At 66.8% G+C, this 24,277-nt stretch carries 25 protein-coding genes and 1 pseudogene; 23 read left to right on the top strand and 3 right to left on the bottom strand.

The genetic code is table 11. The annotated features are described in order from the left end of the window. The first annotated feature begins 22 nt into the window (after positions 1–22). The 19 genes and pseudogenes from ftsY to VZC37_RS10100 all read left to right on the top strand — a co-directional run bounded on the left by ftsY (position 23) and on the right by VZC37_RS10100 (position 17,044). Positions 23–1,597 carry a signal recognition particle-docking protein FtsY gene (ftsY, locus tag VZC37_RS10190; protein WP_330432339.1) on the top strand — a complete coding sequence of 525 codons (1,575 nt, stop codon included), beginning with the start codon at positions 23–25 and terminating at the stop codon, positions 1,595–1,597. Between the two features lie 253 nt (positions 1,598–1,850). Beyond that, positions 1,851–3,197: an ammonium transporter gene (locus VZC37_RS10185; RefSeq protein ID WP_330432338.1), complete on the top strand. Its 1,347-nt coding sequence runs from the start codon at positions 1,851–1,853 to the stop codon at positions 3,195–3,197. Positions 3,198–3,246: 49 nt separating this feature from the next. After that, entirely contained in the window at positions 3,247–3,585 is a 339-nt protein-coding gene (locus tag VZC37_RS10180; protein WP_004572306.1) for a P-II family nitrogen regulator, read from the top strand. Then, positions 3,582–6,234: pseudogene (locus VZC37_RS10175) on the top strand ([protein-PII] uridylyltransferase). Before VZC37_RS10180 ends, VZC37_RS10175 begins: the two are co-directional and overlap by 4 nt. Positions 6,235–6,285: 51 nt before the next feature. After that, on the top strand, positions 6,286–7,863 hold the full coding sequence (gene ffh / locus VZC37_RS10170) for a signal recognition particle protein (protein ID WP_330432336.1): 1,578 nt from the start codon (positions 6,286–6,288) through the stop codon (positions 7,861–7,863). A gap of 8 nt (positions 7,864–7,871) precedes the next feature. Further along, the gene (locus tag VZC37_RS10165; RefSeq protein ID WP_330432335.1) at positions 7,872–8,960 is read left to right on the top strand and encodes an amidohydrolase family protein; all 1,089 of its coding nucleotides are present in this window, start codon (positions 7,872–7,874) and stop codon (positions 8,958–8,960) included. 433 nt (positions 8,961–9,393) lie between these two features. Beyond that, positions 9,394–9,891, top strand: a complete 498-nt coding sequence (rpsP, locus tag VZC37_RS10160) for a 30S ribosomal protein S16 (protein ID WP_330432334.1) — start codon at positions 9,394–9,396, stop codon at positions 9,889–9,891. Next, positions 9,888–10,130 (top strand): RNA-binding protein, encoded by a 243-nt coding sequence (locus VZC37_RS10155; protein ID WP_330432333.1) that lies wholly within the window; start codon positions 9,888–9,890, stop codon positions 10,128–10,130. The genes rpsP and VZC37_RS10155 overlap by 4 nt, the downstream gene beginning before the upstream one ends. 16 nt (positions 10,131–10,146) lie before the next feature. Beyond that, the gene (gene rimM / locus VZC37_RS10150) at positions 10,147–10,665 is read left to right on the top strand and encodes a ribosome maturation factor RimM (protein ID WP_330432332.1); all 519 of its coding nucleotides are present in this window, start codon (positions 10,147–10,149) and stop codon (positions 10,663–10,665) included. Positions 10,666–10,667: 2 nt separating this feature from the next. Then, the gene (trmD, locus tag VZC37_RS10145) at positions 10,668–11,372 is read left to right on the top strand and encodes a tRNA (guanosine(37)-N1)-methyltransferase TrmD (RefSeq protein WP_330432331.1); all 705 of its coding nucleotides are present in this window, start codon (positions 10,668–10,670) and stop codon (positions 11,370–11,372) included. Between the two features lie 88 nt (positions 11,373–11,460). Then, on the top strand, positions 11,461–11,799 hold the full coding sequence (locus VZC37_RS10140) for a YbaB/EbfC family nucleoid-associated protein (protein ID WP_330432330.1): 339 nt from the start codon (positions 11,461–11,463) through the stop codon (positions 11,797–11,799). Positions 11,800–11,819: 20 nt separating this feature from the next. After that, complete coding sequence (locus VZC37_RS10135; RefSeq protein ID WP_330432329.1) at positions 11,820–12,179, top strand: hypothetical protein; 360 nt, start codon at positions 11,820–11,822, stop codon at positions 12,177–12,179. Beyond that, the gene (locus VZC37_RS10130; protein ID WP_330432328.1) at positions 12,176–13,240 is read left to right on the top strand and encodes a hypothetical protein; all 1,065 of its coding nucleotides are present in this window, start codon (positions 12,176–12,178) and stop codon (positions 13,238–13,240) included. Before VZC37_RS10135 ends, VZC37_RS10130 begins: the two co-directional genes overlap by 4 nt. Then, a complete protein-coding gene (locus VZC37_RS10125; protein ID WP_330432327.1) occupies positions 13,237–13,680 on the top strand; it encodes a hypothetical protein in 444 nt (147 codons plus the stop codon). The genes VZC37_RS10130 and VZC37_RS10125 overlap by 4 nt, the downstream gene beginning before the upstream one ends. 23 nt (positions 13,681–13,703) lie before the next feature. Beyond that, on the top strand, positions 13,704–14,693 hold the full coding sequence (locus VZC37_RS10120; RefSeq protein WP_330432326.1) for a hypothetical protein: 990 nt from the start codon (positions 13,704–13,706) through the stop codon (positions 14,691–14,693). An 80-nt stretch (positions 14,694–14,773) separates the two neighbouring features. After that, a complete protein-coding gene (gene rplS / locus VZC37_RS10115; protein ID WP_330432325.1) occupies positions 14,774–15,115 on the top strand; it encodes a 50S ribosomal protein L19 in 342 nt (113 codons plus the stop codon). 18 nt (positions 15,116–15,133) lie between these two features. Continuing rightward, positions 15,134–16,018 (top strand): signal peptidase I, encoded by an 885-nt coding sequence (gene lepB / locus VZC37_RS10110; protein WP_330432324.1) that lies wholly within the window; start codon positions 15,134–15,136, stop codon positions 16,016–16,018. Positions 16,019–16,050: 32 nt separating this feature from the next. Then, the gene (locus VZC37_RS10105; RefSeq protein ID WP_330432323.1) at positions 16,051–16,743 is read left to right on the top strand and encodes a ribonuclease HII; all 693 of its coding nucleotides are present in this window, start codon (positions 16,051–16,053) and stop codon (positions 16,741–16,743) included. Continuing rightward, positions 16,733–17,044: a DUF2469 domain-containing protein gene (locus VZC37_RS10100; RefSeq protein WP_330432322.1), complete on the top strand. Its 312-nt coding sequence runs from the start codon at positions 16,733–16,735 to the stop codon at positions 17,042–17,044. The genes VZC37_RS10105 and VZC37_RS10100 overlap by 11 nt, the downstream gene beginning before the upstream one ends. Before the next feature lie 48 nt (positions 17,045–17,092). On the opposite strand, the gene VZC37_RS10095 is transcribed toward VZC37_RS10100, so the two are convergent. The 3 genes from VZC37_RS10095 to VZC37_RS24690 all read right to left on the bottom strand — a co-directional run bounded on the left by VZC37_RS10095 (position 17,093) and on the right by VZC37_RS24690 (position 19,209). After that, positions 17,093–17,797, bottom strand: coding sequence for a DUF3558 family protein (locus VZC37_RS10095; protein WP_330432321.1), 705 nt, complete (start codon positions 17,795–17,797; stop codon positions 17,093–17,095). A gap of 203 nt (positions 17,798–18,000) precedes the next feature. Further along, positions 18,001–18,471 carry a DUF3558 family protein gene (locus VZC37_RS24695; protein ID WP_431309371.1) on the bottom strand — a complete coding sequence of 157 codons (471 nt, stop codon included), beginning with the start codon at positions 18,469–18,471 and terminating at the stop codon, positions 18,001–18,003. A 120-nt stretch (positions 18,472–18,591) separates the two neighbouring features. Then, on the bottom strand, positions 18,592–19,209 hold the full coding sequence (locus VZC37_RS24690) for a DUF3558 family protein (RefSeq protein WP_431309370.1): 618 nt from the start codon (positions 19,207–19,209) through the stop codon (positions 18,592–18,594). Between the two features lie 594 nt (positions 19,210–19,803). On the opposite strand from VZC37_RS24690, the gene VZC37_RS10090 reads away from it, so the two are divergent. The 4 genes from VZC37_RS10090 (at position 19,804) to dprA (ending at position 24,271) form a co-directional block, all read left to right on the top strand. After that, positions 19,804–21,066, top strand: a complete 1,263-nt coding sequence (locus tag VZC37_RS10090) for a hypothetical protein (RefSeq protein ID WP_330432320.1) — start codon at positions 19,804–19,806, stop codon at positions 21,064–21,066. Between the two features lie 108 nt (positions 21,067–21,174). Next, positions 21,175–21,609: a YraN family protein gene (locus VZC37_RS10085; protein ID WP_330432319.1), complete on the top strand. Its 435-nt coding sequence runs from the start codon at positions 21,175–21,177 to the stop codon at positions 21,607–21,609. Positions 21,610–21,623: 14 nt separating this feature from the next. After that, positions 21,624–23,138, top strand: a complete 1,515-nt coding sequence (locus tag VZC37_RS10080) for a YifB family Mg chelatase-like AAA ATPase (protein ID WP_330432515.1) — start codon at positions 21,624–21,626, stop codon at positions 23,136–23,138. Further along, positions 23,138–24,271, top strand: coding sequence for a DNA-processing protein DprA (dprA, locus tag VZC37_RS10075; RefSeq protein WP_330432318.1), 1,134 nt, complete (start codon positions 23,138–23,140; stop codon positions 24,269–24,271). The genes VZC37_RS10080 and dprA overlap by 1 nt, the downstream gene beginning before the upstream one ends. Positions 24,272–24,277: the final 6 nt, after the last annotated feature.

The following is a 24,277-nucleotide window of genomic DNA, read 5'->3' as shown; positions in this document are numbered from 1 at the left end:
ACAACCAAGAAAGCGAAGCGGAGTGGACACCCAGATCATCATCGCCATCGTCATCGCGGTCCTCGTGCTCATCGCACTGGTCGCGGGCGGAGTCGCACTGACGCGGCGGCGGCGCATCTCGCTCTCCGACGATTCGGGGGCACAGCGTCCGGTCGACGGTACGACCCCGCAGGTCGACAAATCCGGCGGATACAAGGCGGGATCCGGGTTCTCCTTCAGTCAGGGCGGTGGCAGCGGGGTGGGCCTCGCCGAGCCGCCCGAACCCACAACCCCCGAACCCAGAACTACCGAACCCCAAGCTACTGAGCCGCCCACCACCGTTCCGCCGACCGGTGAGCGCACCGAGGTCGATGGTCAGCCGGGCGTCGGCGACGACGCGTCGGTGCCGCGCGACTCCGTGCGGCGTGGCATCCAGAACGTCGACCTACCCGCCGACGATGTCTTGACCGACGACACCGTGTCCGAGGTGGAGAGTCCCGACGCCACCGCCACCCCCGACACCACGGTCGAGGTGCCCGAAACCCCCGCCGAACTCTTCGAGGCACCCGCGCCGGACACCGACACGCTGCCGGACACCGAGCCCCCCGCCGACGCCGACGCCACCACGACCGCGCCCGTCGAACCCGAGACGGCACCGACTGTCGAGGAAGCTGCCGCCCCAGCGCCGATCGACGAGATCGCGCCGACGGCGGGACGCCTCGGGCGCCTGCGTGGACGGCTGTCGCGCTCGCAGGGTGCGATCGGCAAGAGCATGCTCGGTCTTCTCGGCGCCGGCGACCTCGATGAGGAGAGCTGGGAGGAGATCGAGGACACGCTCCTGATGGCCGACCTCGGCACCGCGTCGACGATGGCGGTCGTCGAGCGACTGCGCACCGAGTTGGCCACCGGCAGTGTCCGGACAGCCGACCAGGCGCGTGCGGTGCTGCGGCGTGTCCTGGTCCAGCAGCTACGCCCGGACCTCGACCGTTCCGTGCGGGCGCTGCCGCACGCCGAGGGCCCCGCTGTGGTGCTCGTGGTCGGCGTGAACGGCACCGGAAAGACCACGACGACCGGCAAGCTCGCGCGGGTGCTCGTCGCCGACGGCCGCCGCGTGTTGCTCGGCGCCGCCGACACCTTCCGCGCCGCCGCGGCCGACCAGTTGCAGACCTGGGGCGAACGCGTGGGTGCCGACATCGTCCGCGGAAAAGAGCAGGCCGACCCGGCGTCGGTCGCCTTCGACGCGGTTGCCAAGGGCATCGACACCGGCGTCGACGTGGTCATGATCGACACCGCCGGGCGCCTGCACACCAAGACCGGGCTCATGGACGAACTCGGCAAGGTCAAGCGCGTCGTCGAGAAGAAGGCGCCGGTCGACGAGGTCCTGCTGGTGCTCGACGCCACGGTCGGCCAGAACGGACTGACCCAGGCGCGGGTGTTCGCCGAGGTGGTCGACATCTCCGGTGTGGTCCTCACCAAGCTCGACGGCACGGCCAAGGGCGGCATCGTGTTCCACGTCCAGGAGGAACTCGGTGTGCCGGTGAAGCTGGTCGGCCTCGGTGAGGGTGCCGACGACCTCGCACCGTTCGAGCCCGAGGCGTTCGTCGACGCGCTGCTCTGAGTACTCCGTCATCGCTGCGAACCGCTTTGCGGTAGTGAAACCGGTGATCCGACACCGCGAAAGCCAGATCGGAGATCCTTCACGGAGGCTGAGAACCTCCTGAGGCGTGACCTGCGTTGTTACGTGCAGGAAATATAAAACGACCACTGGTTCACACGTCGGAAACCTCAGGGCACCACGGCCGAAACCGTCTGCCGCCAGAGTCTCTGTGCAGGCGTCGAGCCGTCGGCGCACTCTGAGGAGGTTTCACAAAGTGGTTTTGGCACTGCCAGAAGAAGTTTTTGGCGAAGTCAACCCCGGTGATACGGCGTGGATGCTCGCCGCCGCGGGTTTGGTGTTGCTGATGACTCCGGGGCTCGCCTTTTTCTACGGGGGGCTGGCTCGGGGCAAATCTGTCCTGAACATGATGATGATGTCGTTCGGCTCGCTGGCCACGGTCAGCGTTGTCTACGTGTTGTGGGGATTCTCGATGTCGTTCTCCGACGGCATCACCGGCAACAGTGACATTCTCGGCATCTTCGCCAATCCGTTCGCGCTGTTCGGTTCCGACCAGCTGATGAACACAGCGGGCACCGAGGACGCGCCGACATACGTCACCGCGGGGATGACCATCCCGGCGATCGTCTTCATGGGATTCCAGTTGACCTTCGCGGTCATCACGGTCGCCCTGATCAGCGGCGCGCTGGCGGAACGCGTGAAGTTCTCGACCTGGCTCCTGTTCACGGTGCTGTGGTCGACCATCGTCTACTTCCCGCTCTCGCACATGGTGTGGGGCGGTCTGGTCGGCGGCGGCGGTCTCCTCGGTGGGGGCGAAGACAGCATCGCCGGCTGGATGTTCGGCACCACCGACGGTGAAGCCGACGTTGCGCCGATCGACTTCGCCGGTGGCACCGTGGTGCACATCAACGCCGGTATGGCGGCCCTGGTGCTCGCGCTCATCATCGGTGCGCGTTCCGGCTTCGGTCGCACCGCCTACCGTCCGCACAACATCCCGTTCGTGATGCTCGGTGCGGCCCTGCTGTGGTTCGGCTGGTTCGGATTCAACGCGGGCTCCGAGCTCGCGGCCGACGCCACCGCCGGTCTGGTGTGGGTCAACACCACCGCCGCCACCGCCGCAGCGATCATCGGCTGGCTCGCCGTGGAAATCATCCGCGACAAGCACGCGACCAGTGTCGGTGCCGCCTCCGGTATCGTCGCCGGCCTCGTGGCCATCACCCCGGCCTGTGGCTCCCTGACCCCGGTGGGATCGCTGATCCTGGGCGTCATCTCGGGTGCGCTGGCCGCCGTCGCCATCGGCCTGAAGAACAAGTTCGGCTACGACGACTCGCTCGACGTCGTCGGCGTTCACCTCGTCGCCGGCCTGTGGGGCACCATCGGTGTCGGCCTGCTGGCCAAGGATGTCGGCCTGTTCTGGGGCGGCGACTACAAGCAGGTCGTGGTCCAGATCGTGATCGCTGCATTCGCCCTCGTGTTCACCGGTGTGCTGACCACGATCATCGCGCTGGCGCTCAAGCCGCTCGGCTGGAAGATCAGCCAGGAGGACGAGCACAACGGCATCGACGAGGCGGAACATGCGGAGACGGCATATGAACTGGCATGAATCCCTGCACGTTCGCTACTACGCTGATTCCTGTGGAGAGGGATAACTCATGAAGCTGATCACCGCAATCGTGAAACCGTTCACGCTTGAGGACGTCAAGGCCGGACTGGAGCAGGCCGGAATCCTGGGTATGACCGTCAGCGAGGTCCAGGGCTACGGTCGTCAGAAGGGTCACACCGAGGTCTACCGCGGCGCCGAGTATTCGGTCGATTTCGTGCCGAAGGTCCGCGTCGAGGTCGTCGTCGACGATGCTGCCGTGGACAAGGTCGTCGACGTGATCGTCGAGGCCGCACGCACCGGCAAGATCGGTGACGGAAAGGTGTGGGTCTCGCCGGTCGAGTCGGTGGTCCGGGTCCGGACCGGGGAGCGCGGCGGCGACGCGCTCTGACCAAGGGCACGAGCCCTTTTCGATCACAGCCACACGGCCCCGCGTCTGACGAGTCAGGCGCGGGGCCGTGTCCATCACCGAAGGAAGTGCGAAAACCCCGTGGCAGCAACAGATCTCGCGGCGACCCGCCGGCAGCTCCTGGAGTCGGGGAGATCGGGGAAGCTCGACGCCCCCGGCCTCCGGCAGGTGCTCGTCGACCTGCACGAGTTCTGGTTGACCAGCAAGGGCGCCGAACTCGGCGTGCGACCGCAGAGTGGGTACGCGATCGTCGCCGTCGGTGGTCTCGGTCGTGGTGAGTTGCTTCCGTTCTCCGACCTCGACCTCATCCTGCTCCACGACGGGATGCCGCCCGATGAGGTCGCCGAAGTCGCCGACGGGCTCTGGTACCCCCTGTGGGACGCGAACATCCCGCTCGACCACAGCGTCCGCACCGTTCCGCAGGCCCTGCAGGTCGCGGCCGAGGACGTCAGTGCTGCTCTGGGTCTGCTCGAGGCCCGCCACATCGCGGGCGACGAGGATCTGTCGACGCTGCTCATCAGCGGCGTACGGCAGCAGTGGCGCATGGAGATCCGGGATCGGTTCCCCGCGGTCGTCGCTCACGCGCAGGACCGGTGGCGACGAGGCGGTGACATCGCCCATCGCGCCGAACCCGACCTGAAGAGCGGCCGCGGCGGCCTGCGCGACGTACAGCTCATGGGGGCGTTGGCGATTGCGCAGCTCACCGATGGGATGGCCAGTCTGCGACCAGATTCCCCCGGAGCCGGGCCGCAGGTCGCCTACGGTCGGTTGCTCGACATCCGCACCGAGTTGCATCGCATCGCGGGACGGCCGCGCGAGCAGGTGCGCGCACAGGATGCGGACGAGATCGGTGCGGCGCTGCGCATCGGCGACCGGTTCGATCTCGCGCGAGTGATCAGCGATGCCGCCCGCACCATCAGCTACTCGACCGACGTCGGTCTGCGCACGGCAGGCAACGCGCTCCCGCGACGCGGTCTGGCCAAACTGCGTCGCTCACCCATCCGGCGCCCCCTCGACGAAGGTGTCGTCGAGCACAACGGTGAGATCGTATTGGCGCGCAACGCGATTCCCAGCAAAGACCCGGGGCTGATCCTGCGCGTGGCCGCCGCGTCGGCGCGCACCGGTCTGCCCATCAGCGCGTCGACACTTTCTCGACTCGCCGACTACGCACCCGAACTGCGCGAGCCCTGGCCGGCCGAGGCGCTCAGCGATCTGCTGGTGCTGCTCGGAGCGGGTCACCACATGGTCGACCCGATCGAAGCGCTCGACCGGACCGGCCTGTGGGGACGGCTGCTGCCCGAATGGGGCGCGGTGCGTGACCTCCCGCCGCGCGATGCCATCCACACGTGGACGGTCGACCGTCATCTCGTGGAGACCGCCGCGCATGCCGGGTCGATGACCACCCGCGTGTCCCGGCCGGACCTGCTTGTCCTCGGCGCGCTGCTGCACGACCTCGGGAAGGGGCGGGGCGCGGACCACAGCATCGTCGGCGCCGAGCTGGCCGTCCAGATCGGCAACCGGTTCGGGCTGTGGCCGCAGGACGTGACGGTGTTGTCGGACATGGTTCGCCACCACCTGCTGCTCCCGACCATAGCCACGCGACGTGACTTGGACGATCCGGCGACCGCCGAGTTCGTCGCGGACACCCTCGGCCACAACAGGGTGCTGCTGGAATTGCTCGCCGCGCTCGCCGAGGCGGACTCACTCGCCACCGGACCCGGCGTCTGGGGGGAGTGGAAGGCGTCACTGATCAACGAACTGGTCCGTCGGGCGTTCCGACTCATCGACGGTGGCGCATTGCCGCGGCCGGAAGCGCTCACACCCGAGCAGGTCGCGCTCGCCGACAAGGGCGGATTCTCGGTGGACATCGTGCCCGCCGACGGTGCACACACCTTCCGCGTCACCATGGTCGCCCCGGACGACTCGGGGCTGTTGTCGAAGATGGCCGGGGTGCTGAGCCTCAACGGACTCCGATCGCATTCGGCCACAGTGCAGAGCCACGCCGGGAGCGCGGTGAACACCTTCGTGGTGGTCCCGTTGTTCGGCAGTCCGCCCGAAGCCGGTCTGATGCGCCAGCAGCTCATGGCCGCGGTCGAGGGCAAGGTGGACGTCCTGGCCCGACTCGATGCCCGCGAGGCCGAGTCGCCGATCCCGACGATCGCTTCCGTGACGGCCGCGCCCGGGGCCGCGGCGTCGGCCGGCAGCACCGATCCGGCGATCGACGGCGCCGGGCACCCGAAGAACGCTGTGCCCGCCCTGTTCGCGGTGGCGCCGCCGCGGGTCATCTGGGTGCAGCCCGACATGGACGCCACCGGACCGGATCCCGGACCCGACCCGGGTGAGGTCTTGATGGAACTGCGTACCGACGATCGGATCGGGCTGCTGAGCCGGGTCAGCGCGGTGATCGAACGCCACGGCGCGCTGGTGCGCTGGGCGAAGGTCACGACGTTGGGAAGTACCGTCGTGGACACGTTCTGTCTGCAGATGCCCGACGGTGGCGAGGATGCCCGTGCGGCCCTGGCCGACGACGTGATCGGCGTATGCCCACCGCCGCAGCCGCGTTCCGACGACGACGGCAACGGCCCCGACGCGTACGGCGGCACCGCGCGGTCCGGCGTGCCGATCAGCTGATCGGCGGGCCACGCGCGGAGCACATCAACCCGGGCATGGAAGACTGGAAGAATGTTCGATTCGCTTTCCGATCGGTTGGGCGACGCCCTCAAGGACCTTCGCGGCAAGGGGCGCCTGTCCGATGCCGACATCGACCGCACCTGCCGGGAGATCCGGCTGGCTTTGCTGGAGGCCGATGTCTCTCTGCCGGTGGTGCGTGGCTTCATCGCCAAGGTGAAGGAGCGCGCCAAGGGCGCAGAGGTCTCCGGGGCACTCAACCCTGCCCAGCAGGTCGTCAAGATCGTCAACGAGGAACTCGTCGGCATCCTCGGTGGGGAGACCCGGCGGATCGCCTACGCCAAGAAGCCGCCGACGGTCATCATGCTGGCCGGCCTCCAGGGTGCCGGTAAGACGACCCTGGCCGGAAAGCTCGGCAACTGGTTGAAGAAGCAGGGGCATCAGCCGCTACTCGTCGCCTGCGACCTGCAACGTCCCGGCGCGGTGTCCCAGCTGCAGATCGTCGGTGAGCGCGCCGGGGTGAAGGTGTTCGCGCCCGACCCGGGGACCAGCATCGGCCAGACCGGAGAGCTGGGCACGGTCAGCAAGGGCGATCCCGTCGCGGTCGCCCGCGAGGGCCTCGCGGAGGCAACCGCCCAGCACTACGACGTCGTCGTGATCGACACCGCCGGCCGCCTCGGCATCGACGAGGAACTGATGCGTCAGGCCTCCGACATCCGGCAGGCCACCGAGCCCGACGAGGTGCTGTTCGTCGTCGACGCGATGATCGGTCAGGACGCCGTCACCACCGCCGAGGCGTTCCAGTCCGGCGTCGGATTCACCGGTGTGGTGCTGACCAAGCTCGACGGCGACGCCCGCGGTGGCGCCGCGCTGTCGGTCCGTGAGGTCACCGGCCGCCCGATCATGTTCGCGTCGTCGGGCGAGAAGCTCGACGACTTCGACGTGTTCCATCCCGACCGGATGGCCAGTCGCATCCTCGGCATGGGCGACGTCCTGTCGCTGATCGAGCAGGCCGAGCAGCATTGGGATGCGGAGCAGGCCGAGGCCGCGGCCGCCAAGATCACCCAGGGCGAGCTCACCCTCGAGGACTTCCTGGATCAGATGCTGATGATCCGCAAGATGGGTCCGATCGGCAACATCCTCGGCATGCTGCCCGGCGCCGGTCAGATGAAGGACGCCATCTCCCAGGTCGACGACAAACAACTCGACCGCGTGCAGGCGATCATCCGCGGCATGACCCCCGCGGAGCGGGACAACCCGAAGATCATCAACGCCTCCCGCCGCCTGCGAATCGCCAACGGCTCGGGCGTCACCGTCAGCGAGGTCAACCAGCTCGTCGACCGGTTCTTCGAGGCACGCAAGATGATGGCGCAGATGTCCGGCCGGATGGGCATGGGTGGCGGCGGCCGCAAGAACAACCGCAAGAAGGGCAAGGGACGCAAGGGCAAGGGCGGCAAGAACCGTGGACCCACCCCGCCGAAGGTGCGGGGCGGATTCCCGGGCATGGCCGGGATGCCCGGTATGCCGGGAGGGTTCCCGGACCTGTCGAACATGCCCGCCGGTCTCGACGAACTGCCACCCGGCCTCGAGGGCATCGACGTCTCACAGTTCCAGAACCTGAAGAAGAAGTAGGGAGGCCCGTGCCGGCACCGAGCGAGGAACCACGCCACTACCGGGGCATCGACCCGTTCACCGACGAACAGATCGACCTGTGGGTCGTCGACGGAGTCATCACTCGTGAGCCGGTGGCCGCCGCCCGGACCGCGGTCGACGGTGGCTGGATCATCCCGGGGATGGTCGACGCGCACAATCACGTCGGCATCGCACCGGGCCTCGGCGTGACCATCGAGCAGGCCCGCGGGTACGCGCACCAAGACGTGCGTGCGGGCACCCTGCTCATCCGTGAGGTCGGCTCGCCGCTGGACACCCACCCGCTCGACGGCGACCGCAGCTGTCCGCGTTTCATCCGCTCCGGGAAGCACATCGCGCGGCCCAAACGGTATCTGCGCGACTACGGCGTCGACCTCGAGAATCCCGACGACCTGGCCGCCGAGGTCACCCGGCAGGCCCGCGACGGCGACGGGTGGGTCAAGCTCGTCGGCGACTGGATCGACCGCGAGGTCGGCGACCTCGCCCCGCTGTGGACGCGAGCCCAACTCGACGCGGCGGTCGATGCGGCGCACGCCGAGGGGGCGCGGATCACCGCGCACGTGTTCGGGGCCGACGCCCTGCCGGATCTCATCGCCGCCGGCGTCGATTGCATCGAACACGGCACCGGACTCACCACCGACCTGATGGACGCGATGGTGGAGCGTTCGATCGCGTTGGTGCCCACACTCATCCAGGTGGAGAACTTCCCCGGCATCGCCGACGGGGCCGACCGCTTCCCGACTTACCAGGCCAATATGCGCAAGCTGTACGACAACGCCGCAGCCGTGTTCGCGGCCGCGCGGGAGGCCGGCGTGCCGACGTTCGCGGGCACCGATGCGGGTGGCTTCGTCGAGCACGGGCGGATCGTCGACGAGGTCGAGGCGATGGCCGCCGTCGGATTCGGCGCCCGCGACGCCCTGTACGCCGCCACGGTGGCGCCGCGGGAATGGCTCGGGGCCGGACTGCTCGGCGACGGGGACCGCGCGGACTTCCTGGTACTCGACGACGATCCGCGCGTGGATCTGACCACGCTGCGGCGGCCGCGCGAGATCGTTTGCTCGGGGCTAACGGTCGCGTAGTCGCCGGTTCGGCAAAATCCCAGGTCACCGATACATGTGTGACCGATTCGTGTGAGGTAACCCACGTTTATCTGGCTGTATCGCTAACTTACTGGCTGGTAATGTAACCGCTGCGTAGCAGGGTTCGCGACGTCTGAGCCCACGTCCACGCCATGTCGACGCCGGTCAGGGGAGGGCCGCCGACCGCGCGAGGACGTCGGAGTGTTCATTGGTCGAGTACGCGACATGTGGTTACCTTCAGCGGGGTGGGTAACCACATGTCGGACCCGTCCTCGCGGATTTCCGCTCACGGCGCCTCATCTGGCAGAATGGCATGCCGGTTCGTCGGACCCGGTTACGTACCGACCGACGGTCACACCGGAACAGATCGCAAAACCGGGTCCGCCCTCCTGGCGGGCTGCTGAATTGCGCAGTGACCACTGAAAGAGAAGACATGTCTGTCAAGATCAAGCTCACGCGGCTCGGCAAGATCCGCAACCCCCAGTACCGCATCGTCGTCGCCGACTCTCGGACCCGCCGCAACGGCCGGGCGATCGAGACCATCGGCAAGTACCACCCGAAGGAAGAGCCGAGCCTCATCGAGGTCGACTCCGAGCGCGCACAGTACTGGCTGGGTGTCGGCGCACAGCCGACCGAGCCGGTCGCGGCCATCCTGAAGGTCACCGGCGACTGGCAGAAGTTCAAGGGCCTGCCGGGTGCCGAGGGCACCCTGAAGACCCCCGCCGAGAAGCCGTCCAAGCTGGACCTGTTCAACGCCGCGTTGGCAGCCGCGGACAGCGAGCCCGTCGCCGAGGCCACCACCCCGAAGAAGAAGGCCGCCAAGAAGGCCGACGACGCTTCCGCGGAGACCCGTCCCGCCGAGGCTCCGGCTGACCAGGCCCCGGCCGAACAGGTGCCGGCAGCCGGCGGAGACGCCAAGGCGGACGCGTGAGCGCAGTGGTCGCCGACGCGGTCGAGCATCTCGTCCGCGGCATCGTCGCCAACCCCGACGACGTCCGGGTCGAACTCATCACCGGCCGTCGCGGCCGGCTGGTCGAAGTCCACGTCAATCCGGACGATCTCGGCAAGGTGATCGGCCGCAACGGCCGCACCGCCACCGCGCTGCGGACGCTCGTCGGCGGCATCGGTGGTCGCGGGATGCGTGTGGACATCGTCGACACCGACCGCTGACCGATACGGCTCCGCGATGGATCTCGTGGTGGGCCGTGTGGCCAAATCGCACGGTGTGCGGGGTGAAGTCGTCGTCGATGTGCGCACCGACGATCCCGACGCCCGCTTCGCGCCCGGCACCCGGCTGCGCGCCCGCCTGCCACGCGGTGGCGGCGAGCAGAGTTTCACTGTGACAGCCGCCCGGCACCACGCCGGGCGGCTGTTGCTGTCCTTGGACGAGGTGGCCGACCGGACGTTCGCCGACACGCTGCGTGGGGCGTTGTTCCTCATCGACAGCTCCGACGTCGACTCCGGAGACGATCCCGACGAGTTCTACGAACACGAGCTCGAGGGAGCGCCGGTGACGACCGTCGACGGCGCCGAGGTCGGCGTTCTGACCTCGGTCCTCCACATGCCTGCCGGCGATGTGCTCGCGGTGCGCACACCCGATGATCGAGAGGTGCTCGTGCCCTTCGTCCGTGAGATCGTGCCGACGGTGAGCGCCGACGGGATCGTCATCGACCCGCCGGACGGCCTCATCGACGCCGAGGTGTGACGGTGCGCGTCGACGTCGTCTCGATCTTCCCTGAATACCTCGAACCGCTGCGGGTTGCTTTGCTGGGCAAGGCAATCAGTGCGGGACACATCAGCGTGGACGTCCACGATCTGCGCAATTGGACCCACGACGTGCATCGCAGCGTCGACGACTCGCCCTACGGCGGCGGCCCGGGCATGGTGATGAAACCCGAGGTGTGGGGACCGTGCCTCGACGAGGTCTGTCCCGACGACGCCCTGCTGGTGGTACCCACCCCCGCCGGGGTGCCGTTCACGCAGGCCACGGCGACGAGGTGGAGCACCGAAAATCATCTGGTCTTCGCGTGCGGTCGCTACGAGGGGATCGATCAGCGGGTCTTCGACGACGCCTCCCGGCGGGTGCGGGTCGAGGAGGTCTCGCTCGGCGACTTCGTGCTCATCGGCGGCGAGGTCGCCACGATGGCGATGATCGAGGCAACCGTGCGACTCATCCCCGGTGTACTCGGCAATCCGCAGTCGCACCAAGAGGATTCGTTCTCCGACGGGCTACTCGAGGGACCGAGCTACACGAGGCCGGTCTCGTGGCGTGGACTGGACGTCCCGCCGGTGCTGCTGAGCGGCGACCACGCAAAGGTCGCTGCATGGCGGCATGACCAGGCGCTCGCGCGGACGCGGGAACGGCGTCCCGACCTGTTGCCCGACGATGTCGCCGACTCGATGACCGACTGACGCGGCTTCGGACCGCCGCGGTCGGAGCCGCTGGACGATCCGATACCGGGCGCGGTCGCTAAGATCGACCGCACGGGAGGGGGGTCTGATGTCGGATCGGTGGTCGGTCATGCTCGACGAGCTGGCGCGGCAGCGTGCCGAGTTGAGCAGGGTGGGGGATGCGATCTCCGGTTTGACGGCGCGCGCGACCAGCACCGATCGGCTGGTCTCGGTCACCGTCGACGCCCGTGGGCTGCTGGTGGATCTCACCATCGACCCACGCGCGATGCGTCGCTACCGCGCCGAGCAGTTGTCGGCCCAGGTCACCACGCTGGTAGCGGAGGCCGACCAGCGACTTCACGATCAGCGGAACCAGATCCTGTCGGCAGCCGTCCAACCATCACCGGACTACACCGACCTCCGCGAGGAGCGCCGGACGCGGTCGTGACAGACGGGGGAGCAACAGATATGTCAGCAGGAATGTCGACGGGGCCGACGTGGCATCCGGACGCCGGGGGCGCGGAGCTACGAGCAGACCTGGATGCACTGTCCGAACTCTCCGACCGGGTGGGTTCGGCGCACACACAGATCGACCGGATCGTCGACGACGTCGTCGCGGTGTTGGCTGCCGCCGACTCCGCCGTCGGTGTCGACGACGGCGCACGGGCGTTCCGGGCGGGATTCGCGTCGTTGGCCGACGAGACCGCGCGGTCGGTTGAGGCTGCTGCTGCCGAGATCGCGCGTCATCGCGCGCTGATCGGACGCGGCGTCACCGAGATCGGCGAGGCCGACCACGACGTCGCGCTCACGCTGCAGGATCTGCGATGACCGTCGACCGTCCAGAGCTCCTGCCCGTGCCGCCGGAGATCCGTGCTCTGGCAGAAGAACTCGCGCCGGGCAGGTGGCCGACCGCAGACGTCGTCGCGCTGCGCGACTCGGCCACGCGGTGCCGTGAACTCGCATCGCAGGTCGCCTCGGTCATCGCAGACCTCAATGCGGCCCACCGGCGTGACGCGGACGGGTCCGGAGCGTTCCACGACGGGATCGTCGCCGGTCACGGGCAGCTGGTCGACGGGTCCGACTCGGCGTTGGCGCGCACCGCCGGGCGGCTCACGGCAGCCGCAGCGGCATTGGACTCGTACGCGTCAACGGCCACCGCCGCCCACAACGAGATGGCAGTCATCACGTCGGTCGCCGATCGGGAGCGGTTGCGGGCCGAACTGATGTCCGGTCTGGGTGACGACTCGGCGCGGGTGGTCGCCGCCTCGGCCGGTCGGATGGCGATGACCGCTGCCGGCGACGACTACACGATGCAGGCCGCCGACGACGGACAGCGGCACGCCGACGACCAGCCGGCACCCGCGGCCACCAGTGGCATGATGCCGTTCGCCGCGCTCGGAGGTCTCGCCGCAGGCGCCGGTGCGCTGGCCGCCGGTGCGCACACACCGGCCGCGGCGAGCGTGGACGCGCAAGGCATCAGCACGACGGACACGGATTGGCTGCAACTGCGTGCGGCGCAGCTACAGTCCGCGCTACCGGCGTCGGTGGCCGGCTCGGTGCGGTTGGCGGTCGGACTCGGGCGCGGCCCGGATGGCGGGCGCACCCTGGTCGTCGGCACCGACGAGTGCTATCCGTACGAACGCGACGGCGTCGGCATCGCCGCCGGAGAGACCCTGGTCGGTGATGGGCGGGCGGCGGAACTCGCGATCGTCGACCACATGACCGGCCACGGAGTTCGCCCCCTGGCGATCGCCGCGGCCACGCCTATCGCACCGGACACGGTGGCAGCACTCGGAGACACCGACGCGGCGTTGTTCGCGCCGCGCGACGATGCGACGGATGGTCACTGGTTCTCCGACGAGTCGGGCCCAGGCGGTGATCAGCAGTGAGCCACCGGATCACGCGTCTGCACTCGGGGTTGGCCGACCTCGTCGAACGCGTCCCCGACGAGGACCTCGCCCCCTGCCTGTACTTCCTGGCCATCACGGTGATGTCGGCGGTCGAGGTCGGCGACAACACCGAGGTCACCACCGCCCTCACCGAACTCCGGGAGCGTGGTGGAGTTGCGGCAACCGGGCAGCTGCAGGTGAACAGTCTGTTGTCGCAGTATGAACAGCGCGCATTCGTCGCTCGGCGGCGCGGCGATGTGGTCGCGCGTGAGCGGGCCTTCTTCCAGGCCCGGGCGATCAACTGCGTCAGCCACGTCATCGGCGCAGGTCAAGCGGGCCGCTCCGCGCGGGATCGACTGCGCGATGCGGCCTACGAAGCGGCCGTCGCCTTCCGTGGGCCGGGCCCGGTGGTCAGCGTGATCGACCGCTACGCAGGGTGAGCTGTCCGCACTAATCTGAGCGTGTGCACCAATGGCTCTCCGATCGGGCCGCGGACTGGATCAACCACGACATCATCGAGCGTGGGCGACTTCCGCTGCTGGTGTTCTTCCTGGGGCTGATCATCGGATTCATCGTGATCCGGATCAGTGTCCGACTCATCCGCGCCGATGTCCGCTGGTGGTTCTCCAACGTGACCGCGGGCGACACCCACATCCACCATGTCGTGTTCGGTGTCGTGCTGACGTTGCTGTCGGGCCTGGGGCTCATCGCGTTCTCCGTGAGCGGCGACCAAGCCGTGATGTCGGTGCTGGCCGCGCTGTTCGGGATCGGCGCCGCGCTGATCCTCGACGAGTTCGCGCTGATCTTCTACCTACGCGACGTGTACTGGTCCCACGAGGGGCGGACGTCCGTGGACGCGGTGTTCATCGCCCTTGCGGCCACCGGAATGATCTTGCTCGGTTTTCGTCCGCTCGACCTGTACTTCGACGCGCTCAACGACCTACGGATCGGACGAACCGTGGTCGTCGAGGTGGTCGCTGCGGCGGTGAACCTCGGGTTGGCCGCGATCGTCGTGCTGAAAGGCAAGATCTGGACCGGCGTCATCGGTGTGTTCGCCTGGCCGCTGCTGCTCATCGGGGTGACTCGCCTCGCCCGGCCGACGTCGCCGTGGGCGCGGTGGCGTTACCTGTCGCGTCCGCGGAAGCTGGAGCGGGCGATGGAGCGGGAACGGCGGTTGCGTCGGCCGTTCATCCGGGCGAAGATCTTCATCCAGGATCTGATCGCCGGCCGACCCGATGTTCTGCCGCACGTCCGGTCGGCGACCGAGGACCGTCTGGATCAGATGGTGCATCCGGCACCGCCGCCACCGGCGATTTCGCCGCACAGGGGTCTGTCTGGCACAATAGTCGGGTTGCCTGGCGACGAAGTCTCGGACCGGAGGGGATCTCCGGACGGACCCGGCCCGGGCGCACACCATGACTCGGAGCACGAACCGGTCGAACCTCATACGTGACACCCGATCACTCGGGTGGTCATCCGTGGGGCCGCCAGGTTCCTCTGTTCACGCGAAAACGCCAGATTGGACCCACCACGATGAACACCCTCGACTTCCTCGACAAGCAGTCGCAGCGCGACGACATTCCCGACTTTGCACCCGGTGACACCCTCGACGTTCACGTCAAGGTCATCGAGGGCTCGAAGGAGCGCGTCCAGGTCTTCAAGGGCGTCGTGATCCGTCGCCAGGGCGGCGGCGTGCGCGAGACCTTCACCGTCCGCAAGGTGTCCTTCGGCGTCGGCGTGGAGCGTACCTTCCCGGTGCACAGCCCCAACATCGCCAAGATCGATGTCGTCACCCGCGGTGACGTGCGTCGCGCGAAGCTGTACTACCTGCGCGACCTGCGCGGCAAGGCAGCCAAGATCAAGGAAAAGCGCTGACCCGTCTACCCTGACGACGTGGCCGACTCTCACTCCTCGGGTAACGAATCCGATCCCGGTGCGCAGCGGTCGTCCGCCGAATCGTCCTCGCGTGCCGAGGACTACGGCTGGGACCCCGATAGCGAGCACCCTGACGAGCGCCCTTGGCGCAGCAAGACCGACAAGCCGGAGAAGCGGGGATCGCTGCTCCGCGAAGCGGTCATCATCATCGGCTGCGTTCTGCTGCTGACCTGGCTTCTCCAAACGTTCGTCGGACGTCAGTACGTGATTCCCTCCGAGTCGATGGAACCGACCCTGCACGGGTGCCCGGGCTGTACGAACGACCGGATCGTCATCGACAAGTTCTCGTACCGGTTCGGTGACCCTGCGCCCGGCGACGTGGTGGTGTTCAAGGCGCCGACCGAATCGTGGGACGGTGCGTGGCTCTCACCCCGTTCCGACAATCCGGTCGTGCACCAGATCCAGGACGTCGCGTCGTGGTTCGGCTTCGCCCCGCCGGACGAGAACAATCTGGTCAAGCGGGTGATCGCCACCGGCGGTCAGACCGTCGAGTGTCGAAACGCCGACGGCGTCGGCGTCACCGTGAACGGTAAACCGCTCGACGAGCCCTATGTGGACAAGTCCCTGCAGGCCGCGGACGTCGCCGCCGGCAACGAACTCGCCGCCACTCCCGATGGACAGCCCAACGTCTGCTACGGCCCCGATTTCGGTCCGGTCGAGGTGCCCGAGGGCAACGTGTGGGTGATGGGTGACAACCGGGCGAACTCCGCCGACTCGCGCTTCCACATGGAGGACGAGTTCCAGGGCACGGTTCCGGTCGCCGACATCCGCGGCAAAGTCCGATTCATCATCTATCCCTTCTCGCGGATCGGTGGTGTGTCCTCGGACAACCCGCAGTCATGACATCGGAGAGCTGTGATGTGGGGGATTGACCGATGAGCCGGTGGCCGCCGAGGTTCCCGATCCGTCGGGCCGCCAGCCTGCGGACCTATGAGTTCGCGCTGCACCGCAACGGGCTCGGTCCGGTGGCGGGTGTGGACGAAGCCGGCCGCGGAGCGTGTGCCGGACCGCTTGTCGTGGCGGCGTGCGTCCTAAAACCCACGCAGCTCACGTCTTTGGCCGATCTCGACGACTCGAAGCGACTCACTGAGGCCACCCGCGAGCAGCTCTACAAGGCGGTCACGAAGTACGCGCTGAGTTGGAGCGCGGTGGTGATCCCGGCGGGCGAGATCGACCGCATCGGCATTCACGTCGCGAACATCCAAGGGATGCGGCGCGCGATCGCCGGTCTCGACGTGACACCCGGCTATGTCCTGTCCGATGGTTTCGTCGTCCCGGGGCTGACCGTCCCTTCGCTACCGGTCATCGGCGGTGACGGTGCTGCGGCGTGTATCGCGGCGGCGAGCATCATCGCCAAGGTCACCCGAGATCGGATCATGGTGGCGATGGACGACGAACTGCCGGGCTATGACTTCGCAGTTCACAAGGGGTACAGCACAGCGCATCACATGGCCCGCATCGACCTGCACGGACCGTCGTCGCAACACCGAATGTCCTACCGGAATGTCGCCTCCCGCGTGACCTCCGACTCCGACCCGACCACGATAGGCTTGACGAATGAGTGCTGAGGACCTCGAGAAGTACGAAACCGAGATGGAACTCTCCTTGTATCGGGAGTACAAGGACATCGTCGGTCAGTTCACCTACGTGGTCGAGACCGAACGGCGCTTCTACCTCGCCAACGCCGTGGAACTGGTGCCCCGCAACACCGAGGGTGAGATCTACTTCGAGCTCCGCATGTCCGACGCCTGGGTGTGGGACATGTACCGCCCCGCGCGCTTCGTCAAGCAGGTTCGCGTCATCACCTTCAAGGACGTCAACATCGAAGAACTCGAGAAGCCTGAGTTGAGGTTGCCTGAGGAGCCGTGAGGTTTCCGGGTTCGGTAATGGCGTAAGGGGTTTCGCTCTACTGGCTGGCTATTCGGGGATCTTGTCGATGGTTGCGCGGGTGATCTGGATTGCGTGGTCGCAGATTTCAAAAAGCGGAGGAGCGGCGGAGGTGCTTATCACCACGCTGGTCATCACACCGGATTCCCTGGACTGAACATACGTGAAGCAATTCCCGGAGTCCATCGAAGCGACTCCGACCCTGCGGCCGCTGATGTAGGTATCTTCGCGCCAAGTAAACAGATGGTTCGCTTGCTTGTACTCATCGAGGCTCGAGAAATCTGCCACCACTTGATCGGCGGACCAGAACATTCTTTCTGGGTCTACGAAATGCCACACACATCCACGAAGTGTCTGGCCGGAGACGGTTGCGGCGTCCTCAGCAGTAGCGTGGTCGAGGCCTACGCGCCGGGCCGTCCTATCGTCTACGGTGGTGCACGGCTCGTATGCCGTTCCGTCGTTGGATGAGTTCCAGCGCTTCGGATGCTTAGTGTCGAATGGCAGCGGCTTTCCTAGATCATCGGTTTGTCGGATCGCTGGGCCCTGCGACACGGCTCCTTGCGAGGTGGGCGAGTTATTGGAATCACTCGATTGCAATGGGGAACAGGCGGTCAGCGCAAACAGTGCCATCATCGCCAATGTTGGGCCGCTGGAAAATGCGATCGCTGCTCGTCTGATTACGACTCCTGTGCTCTGTGGCCGCGCGCCAAGCGTGCCGAAATCGCAAATTGTCATGTCCGAAGCCCGACTGATTTCTTCGAGGAAGGAAGGTTACTCAGGGATCTTGTCGATAGTTGCGCGGGTGAAGGCGATTGCGCGCTGGCAAGGTTCGTCATTCGTTGGCGTTCCCGCGCCGATATGAATCAATTGAGTGATGACCCCGGATTCCTGTGATTGGACGTAAGTGAAGCACGTGAACGAATTAATTGATGCCATGCCTACATCGCGCCCTGATAGTTGGGTGTCTTTTCTCCAAGTAAACGTAGGTTGTTGCGCCTATACGACTCCAGACTGCTAAAGTCTGCGACTGCCTGGCTTGCAAACCACCCGGAAGTATCGGAATCTGCGTAGTCCCACTCGCACCCCCGAAGGGTCTGTCCTGAAACTGTTGCCGCGTCCTTTACCGATGAGAAGTCGATTCCGATCTCGTCCGCAGTGTCGGAGTCCATCGCGGTACATGGTTCGTACGATGTCCCATCGTTCGATTCATTCCACCGGGCGGGAAACTGATTCGCAAACGGTAGGGGAGATCCGCTGTCGTCCGTTTGTCGAATCTTGTCGGTTGGTGTACCCGACATTGAAGCGGATGATTCAGATCGTGTGACATCGTTCGAGCCACACGCCGACACTGCGAGTACCAAGGGAAGGGTGGAGGTAAACGCGAACGAGCCGAAGAGAGTCCTTCGCATACCGATTTACTTGCCAGGATTTAGCTGGCATCTATGGGTAGATTTCTGAAAGCAACTCATACGCTTTTGGCTTTTGGTCATTGCCACGGTTTGGCCTCAATTCATTTGTTGCCCTGCGAACTACGCTGGGATATCGGCGATGGTTGCGCGAGTGAGTTCAATTGCGCGGTCACAGATTTCCGGCAGCGGCGGATTTGGTGATGAATTGAACGCCGCCGCGGTTATTACACCTGAACCTTCTGATTGTACGTATGTAAAACAGTCGTTAGAACTCAACGAGCCAATTCCAATCGTGCGTCCAGAAATTTGTATGTCTGAAAGCCAATTGAACGAGGCGTTTCGAAGCCTGTAAGCTTCGAGGCTTTCGTAATCTGCGACGATTTGGTCGGCAGACCAGCCGTCTAGTGCGGGATTCGAGTATTCCCACGTGCACCCTCTAAGAGTCTGGCCGTCAACTGTCGCAGCGTCCGCGACTGTGTGGATATCTAGGCCAACCGATTCAGCGGTGCTGGAATCGACCGCGGTGCACGGTTCGTAGTCGGTGCCATCATTCGAACTGTTCCACCGTTTCTCGAACCCAGTGGTGAACGGGAGTGGCCTGCCGCTTGTATCGGTCTGTCGTGTAGAGCCTTCTTGCGTTGTGATGGTTGTCGCAGATTCGTCGCGCGAGGAATCTGCCTCTCCGCACCCCGTCAGAATCGCAACAGCGACAATCGTAATAAGTACTAGCCGATACATTTGTTTCAGGAATGCCTCGAGGATTGTAGGCCTTTTGCCGATGCCCCATCGACGGTCTCTAAAGCGTCCGCCGCGGCTGTGCAGCTGTTTGCGAGTTCTCGCAGAACTAGTATTTGGTCTTCTAACTGGCCTGACCAGCCTTGGTCACTTACGACTTGCCGCTGAATTGATTGGCGTAATGTGTCTCCTTCCGCGCAGCCCGCGCCAAGATAGTTGCTGACGACAATCCGCCGTGCGGCTCGCAGACAGGTCTCGAGAGTGTCGGCGGCCAGATTCGCTGCTTTCGCCCGCTCTTCCCAGTTTCCCTTCTCGGACCGAATCACGGACCCGGGCGTCAACTGCCCCCAATCCCGCTGATCTGGCGCAGCAGCGATCTCGGGTGGCTCGATGCACAGCGGCACGCTGGAGCCTCTCAGCTTGGGTTCGTCACTCACGGATTCCTCCCCACGTTGCTTCGGACGCACAGACCCCCGTTGTGGTTCCCCGCGTCAACGCCTGTGAGCGGAGTGACGAGATCCGCCCAGATTGTCTTGTAGCATAGCGGGCCAGGTCCGGTGGACAGAGGTCTGCCGGGGGAGCCGGATCGGAGGGGCGATGACGGGCGCGGTCGGGGGCGGCAATACCAATTGGTTCGTCGCGATCCAGCAGATCCTGTCGCGTCTGGAGTCGATGGGGCCGGAATCGGCCGCGGCGGATGCACAAGCTCTTGCGCAGGCGATCTCGGCAGCTCACCAGGCTGCGTCGACCTTGTACCGGTTTGGCGGCGATGGTCTGCAAGGTTCGGCTGCTTCATCCAGTGAGGACGCGGCCCGGCAGATCTCGAGCGACATCGTGTCTGCAGCGGCCAACGCCAAGCCGGGAGTCGACGCGCTGGTGTCCGCCCAAGGCGTGCTCGCCGCCTCCCAGGCACAACGCAACTCGCTGTTGCAGTTGCAGGCCGAACTCACCGACCCATTCGGCGATGCACACGGTGCGATGATGCGGGCCGGCCTTCTCATGACCCAGACCTACAACGGGCCGATGAGCTCTGCCGGCGACGGCCTGGGTTCAGCCGCGATGCCGTCCGGTACCCCCGGTGCCGGAGCAGCGGGCGGCGGGGGAGCGGCCGGTGGCGGGTCCGGTGGCGGCACCGCCGCCAAGGGATCTGCCGGCGCCGCGATGGACCTCGGCGAGTACGGCCCGCAATCGTCGAAAACCCCTGTGACACCGATGGCCGATGGTGCCCCATCCGCTCCTCCGGCAGGGCCCTCGACAGCAGGCTCCGGTGACACACCACTCTCGTTGGGCGAAACCGCCGCAGCGAGTGGAGGTGGCGGCGACGGGCCCGACAGCCTGATGCGCGGGGGACTCGGCAGTCCAGAATCAACGGGTGGTTCGACGACGCCGGCCGGAATGATGCCCGGTACTCTCGCGTCGGGTGCCGGTGGAGGCGCCAGAGCCGTTGGCGGGGCAGGGTCATCGAGTGGTTCCGGTGGGTCGGGCGGTTCCGGGAGTTCGGGCGGGGCCAATCCGGCTGCGCTCTCGCGCCGATTGTCTCCGCCGATGCCGCTGGCGCCGAGTCCGCCGGCCGGCACGTCGGCACCGACGCCGGTGGGCGCCGGCCCGAGTCGTGCGGGCGCAGCGCCCGTCGGCGCTCCGCACGGGGGACGCGGTCGCGGGTCGAACGACACCGAGCACAAGGCGCCCCACTACCTGCACACCACCGAGAACGGCTCCGAGATCGTCGGCGAACTCCCACTGGTCGCGCCACGGGTCATCGGCGACTGGGCGCCACCGCTGCCCGCCGAACCGGAGCCGGACAGCAAGGCCGCCGACGGCGACCAGGGCGACAGTCCGGACAAAGACCTTCGTCTCTGAGGGCTGATCGACCGGCCTGATCATCCACAGGCGCGGAAGGTGTCCACAGATCGCGTTCCATCTGCCGTGCGCGGTCTGAACGTCCGACTTCGCGGCGATGCTGTATCCATGAGCGAGAACGCATCCCGGCCGCCGTCATCCCGGCAGAGTCCGACGCCGCGGCAACGACCTCGTACGGCCGACATCGGTCGCCTGGGCGAGGACCTGGCCGCCGACCATGTCCGGAGTCTGGGTTGGTCTGTCCTGGAAAGAAATTGGCGCAACCGATTCGGTGAGCTGGACTTGATCGCCGCAGACGGGGATGAGCTCGTCGTCGTCGAGGTGAAGACGCGAGCGTCCCGGGTCTTCAACGATCCGTTCGCCGCGGTCACGCCGCTGAAGCTGGCGCGGATGCGGCGACTGATCCGACAGTGGTTGGCCGACAACCGAGATCGATGGTGGTCGCGAATCCGATTCGACGTCATCTCCGTTCAGCTCGACCCCCGCGACCCGACAGCCGTCGACACAGCCATCGTCCGCCACCACCGGAGCGTCTTCGAGTGACCGATCCGTCGATGATGACCGGCCTCGGTCGCACGCACACCGTCGGCCTCAACGCATTCCAGGCCAATGAGATCGAGATCCAGGCCAACGTCGGCCACGGCCTCCCCGGATTCTGCGTCGCCGGCAAAGTGGATGCGTCGCTGCGAGAAGCGCGGGACCGAGTGCGCCCGGCGATCACCAACAGCGGATTCAAGTTCCCTGACCTCAAGGTGACCGTGTCGCTGGCTCCGGCCGACCTCCCCAAGGGCGGATCGTCCTTCGATTTGGGCATGGCGCTGGCGATCCTGGCAGCGACCAGCCAGGTCGACACAACGCGGGCCGCCAAAACCGTGTTCCTCGGGGAACTGGGGCTCGACGGTGGGCTGCGCCCGGTCCGCGGAGTTCTCCCGGCGCTCAAACACGCCCGCGATCGTGGTTACACACACGCGGTTGTGCCGATGCCGAACGTCGCCGAAGCGGTACTCGTCGCCGATCTCGACATCGGCGGCGCCCGCTGCCTCCGCGATGTGGCCGGCTGGCTCAAGGGAGACCACGTCCTCGACACCGTCAGCGATGCCGCGGTGGTTCCGCCACCCGTCGAGGTGCACGACATGGCCGACGTCGTCGGTCAGTCGGAGGCCCGGCACGCGCTCGAGATCGCCGCCGCCGGTGCCCATCACGTCCTGATGACCGGGCCGCCGGGCATCGGCAAGACGATGCTCGCACGTCGCCTGCCCGGCATCCTGCCGCCACTGGGGAGCGAGGAGTCTCTCGAGGTGACCGCCATCCACAGCATCGCGGGCACACTGCGAGCCGGCCACCCGCTGGTCACCGATGCGCCCTTCATCGCACCGCACCACACCACGTCGGTCACGGCGCTGCTGGGCGGCGGTACCGGGCTGGCACGGCCGGGCGCGGTGTCACGGGCGCATCGCGGTGTCCTGTTCCTCGACGAATGTGCCGAGATGGGCCCGAAGGTTCTCGACTCACTGCGCCAGCCACTCGAGGAGGGCGAGGTGCGGGTCTCACGCCGCGACGGTGTCGCGACCTATCCTTCACGGTTCCAGCTGATCATGGCCGCCAACCCCTGTCCGTGCGCGCCTGCCCACGACATCGATTGTGTCTGTTCGTCGATGGCCCGGCGCCGCTACCTCGGCAAGCTCTCCGGACCGTTGATGGATCGGGTGGACATCCGTGTGCGCATGGACCCGCCGGGCAATGCGGCGTTGATGACCGCCGTCGAGGAACCCAGCTCCGCGGTACGCGAACGGGTGGCGCACGCCCGTGGCGCCGCGATCGAGCGATGGGGCGATCATGGATGGCTGACCAACGCCGAGGTTCCTGGATCTGCTCTCCGACAACGCTTTCGACTGTCGCCGGCCGCGCTTCGCCCGGTGGAGTTGTTTCTGCGCGACGGCCGGGTCACCGCGCGTGGTGCGGATCGGGCGATCCGCCTGGCATGGACGTTGTCGGACCTCAAGGGCGCCGAGCAGCCCGGCGAGACCGAGGTCGCCGAGGCGTTGCTCTACCGCGACCGGGGCGGACGCTGATGGCGGCCCGCGACGATGCGGACCGCCGAGCGTGGGCCTACCTCGCTCGTGCCGCGGAGCCACCGAGCGCGGCGGTCCTGGCGCTGTGCGACGACCTCGGGCCCGTCGACGCTGCCGATGCGATTCGGTCGCGGTCGGTGCCGCGTGGCCACGAGGCCGCCCTCGAGGTGACCGGGGCCCGCGCCGATACCGACATGTCGGGCGACGACCTCGAGATCGCCGACCGGATAGGTGCTCGGCTGGTCACCAGAGCTGACGACGAATGGCCCGGCTGGCAGCTGATGGCACTGGACCAGGCCGACACCGCATTTCGTGGTGGTGAGCCGATCGCGCTATGGGTCCGCGGGCCGGGTCGGCTCGACGAGATGGCCGGCGCGGGGATCGCTCTCGTCGGCTCCCGGGCGGCATCCTCCTACGGCGAACAGGTCACATCGTCGCTTGCGGGAGGACTCGCGGCCGAAGGAGTGACGGTGACCTCCGGGGCTGCCTACGGGATCGACGGGGCCGCTCACCGTGCGGCGCTGGCATGTGGTGCACCGACCATGGCGGTGATGGCGTGCGGAATCGATCGCGAGTACCCGGCCGGTCACGCGCGGCTGATCAACGAGATCGCGGCACACGGTCTCGTGGTGTCCGAGTACCCGCCCGGCACCACGGCCGCGAAACATCGCTTCCTCACCCGTAACCGGCTGGTCGCGGCGATGGCGAACGCAGTGATCGTGATCGAGGCCGGCCGCCGATCGGGGGCCGCGAACACCGCGGCATGGGCTCGAAAGCTCGGACGACCGCTGGGGGCGGTGCCGGGACCGGTCACGTCGGCGACGTCGGTCGGATGCCATCAGATGATCGCCGATGGATCGGCGGTGCTCGTGTTCGATGCGCCGTCGGCCCTCGCCCTGTCCGCACCCGACGCGACACTCGGGACCGGTGGTGGTCGCGCACGGTCGACCGATTTGCTGTCCGCCGACGAGAAGCGGGTGCACGATGCGATTCCCGGTCGTGGCGCGGTGACCATCGACGAGATCGCGTTCTCCGCCGGCCTCGACCTCGCGGTCGTACGGTCGGCGCTGGCGCGGATGGACGTGAGCGGCCACGTCCAGAACGTCGACGGCGCTTGGAAGTTGGCCAGATGAGCCCGC

The sequence above is a fragment of the Gordonia sesuvii genome (assembly GCF_036350415.1).
Lineage (GTDB): Bacteria > Actinomycetota > Actinomycetes > Mycobacteriales > Mycobacteriaceae > Gordonia > Gordonia sesuvii.
Note: the sequence above shows the minus strand (reverse complement) of the source record. Positions and strands in the feature narration are given on the sequence as shown.

Bases quoted from the DNA above. Each gene is read 5' to 3' on its own strand.
- VZC37_RS10180 (WP_004572306.1), top strand. From the start codon at position 3,247: ATGAAGCTGATCACCGCAATCGTGAAACCGTTCACGCTTGAGGACGTC.
- ffh (WP_330432336.1), top strand. From the start codon at position 6,286: ATGTTCGATTCGCTTTCCGATCGGTTGGGCGACGCCCTCAAGGACCTT.
- rpsP (WP_330432334.1), top strand. From the start codon at position 9,394: ATGTCTGTCAAGATCAAGCTCACGCGGCTCGGCAAGATCCGCAACCCC.
- rimM (WP_330432332.1), top strand. From the start codon at position 10,147: ATGGATCTCGTGGTGGGCCGTGTGGCCAAATCGCACGGTGTGCGGGGT.
- VZC37_RS10140 (WP_330432330.1), top strand. From the start codon at position 11,461: ATGTCGGATCGGTGGTCGGTCATGCTCGACGAGCTGGCGCGGCAGCGT.
- VZC37_RS10135 (WP_330432329.1), top strand. From the start codon at position 11,820: ATGTCAGCAGGAATGTCGACGGGGCCGACGTGGCATCCGGACGCCGGG.
- VZC37_RS10130 (WP_330432328.1), top strand. From the start codon at position 12,176: ATGACCGTCGACCGTCCAGAGCTCCTGCCCGTGCCGCCGGAGATCCGT.
- rplS (WP_330432325.1), top strand. From the start codon at position 14,774: ATGAACACCCTCGACTTCCTCGACAAGCAGTCGCAGCGCGACGACATT.
- VZC37_RS10105 (WP_330432323.1), top strand. From the start codon at position 16,051: ATGAGCCGGTGGCCGCCGAGGTTCCCGATCCGTCGGGCCGCCAGCCTG.
- VZC37_RS10100 (WP_330432322.1), top strand. From the start codon at position 16,733: ATGAGTGCTGAGGACCTCGAGAAGTACGAAACCGAGATGGAACTCTCC.
- VZC37_RS10095 (WP_330432321.1), bottom strand. From the start codon at position 17,797: ATGACAATTTGCGATTTCGGCACGCTTGGCGCGCGGCCACAGAGCACA.
- VZC37_RS24695 (WP_431309371.1), bottom strand. From the start codon at position 18,471: ATGCGAAGGACTCTCTTCGGCTCGTTCGCGTTTACCTCCACCCTTCCC.
- VZC37_RS24690 (WP_431309370.1), bottom strand. From the start codon at position 19,209: ATGTATCGGCTAGTACTTATTACGATTGTCGCTGTTGCGATTCTGACG.
- VZC37_RS10090 (WP_330432320.1), top strand. From the start codon at position 19,804: ATGACGGGCGCGGTCGGGGGCGGCAATACCAATTGGTTCGTCGCGATC.
- VZC37_RS10085 (WP_330432319.1), top strand. From the start codon at position 21,175: ATGAGCGAGAACGCATCCCGGCCGCCGTCATCCCGGCAGAGTCCGACG.
- VZC37_RS10080 (WP_330432515.1), top strand. From the start codon at position 21,624: ATGACCGGCCTCGGTCGCACGCACACCGTCGGCCTCAACGCATTCCAG.
- dprA (WP_330432318.1), top strand. From the start codon at position 23,138: ATGGCGGCCCGCGACGATGCGGACCGCCGAGCGTGGGCCTACCTCGCT.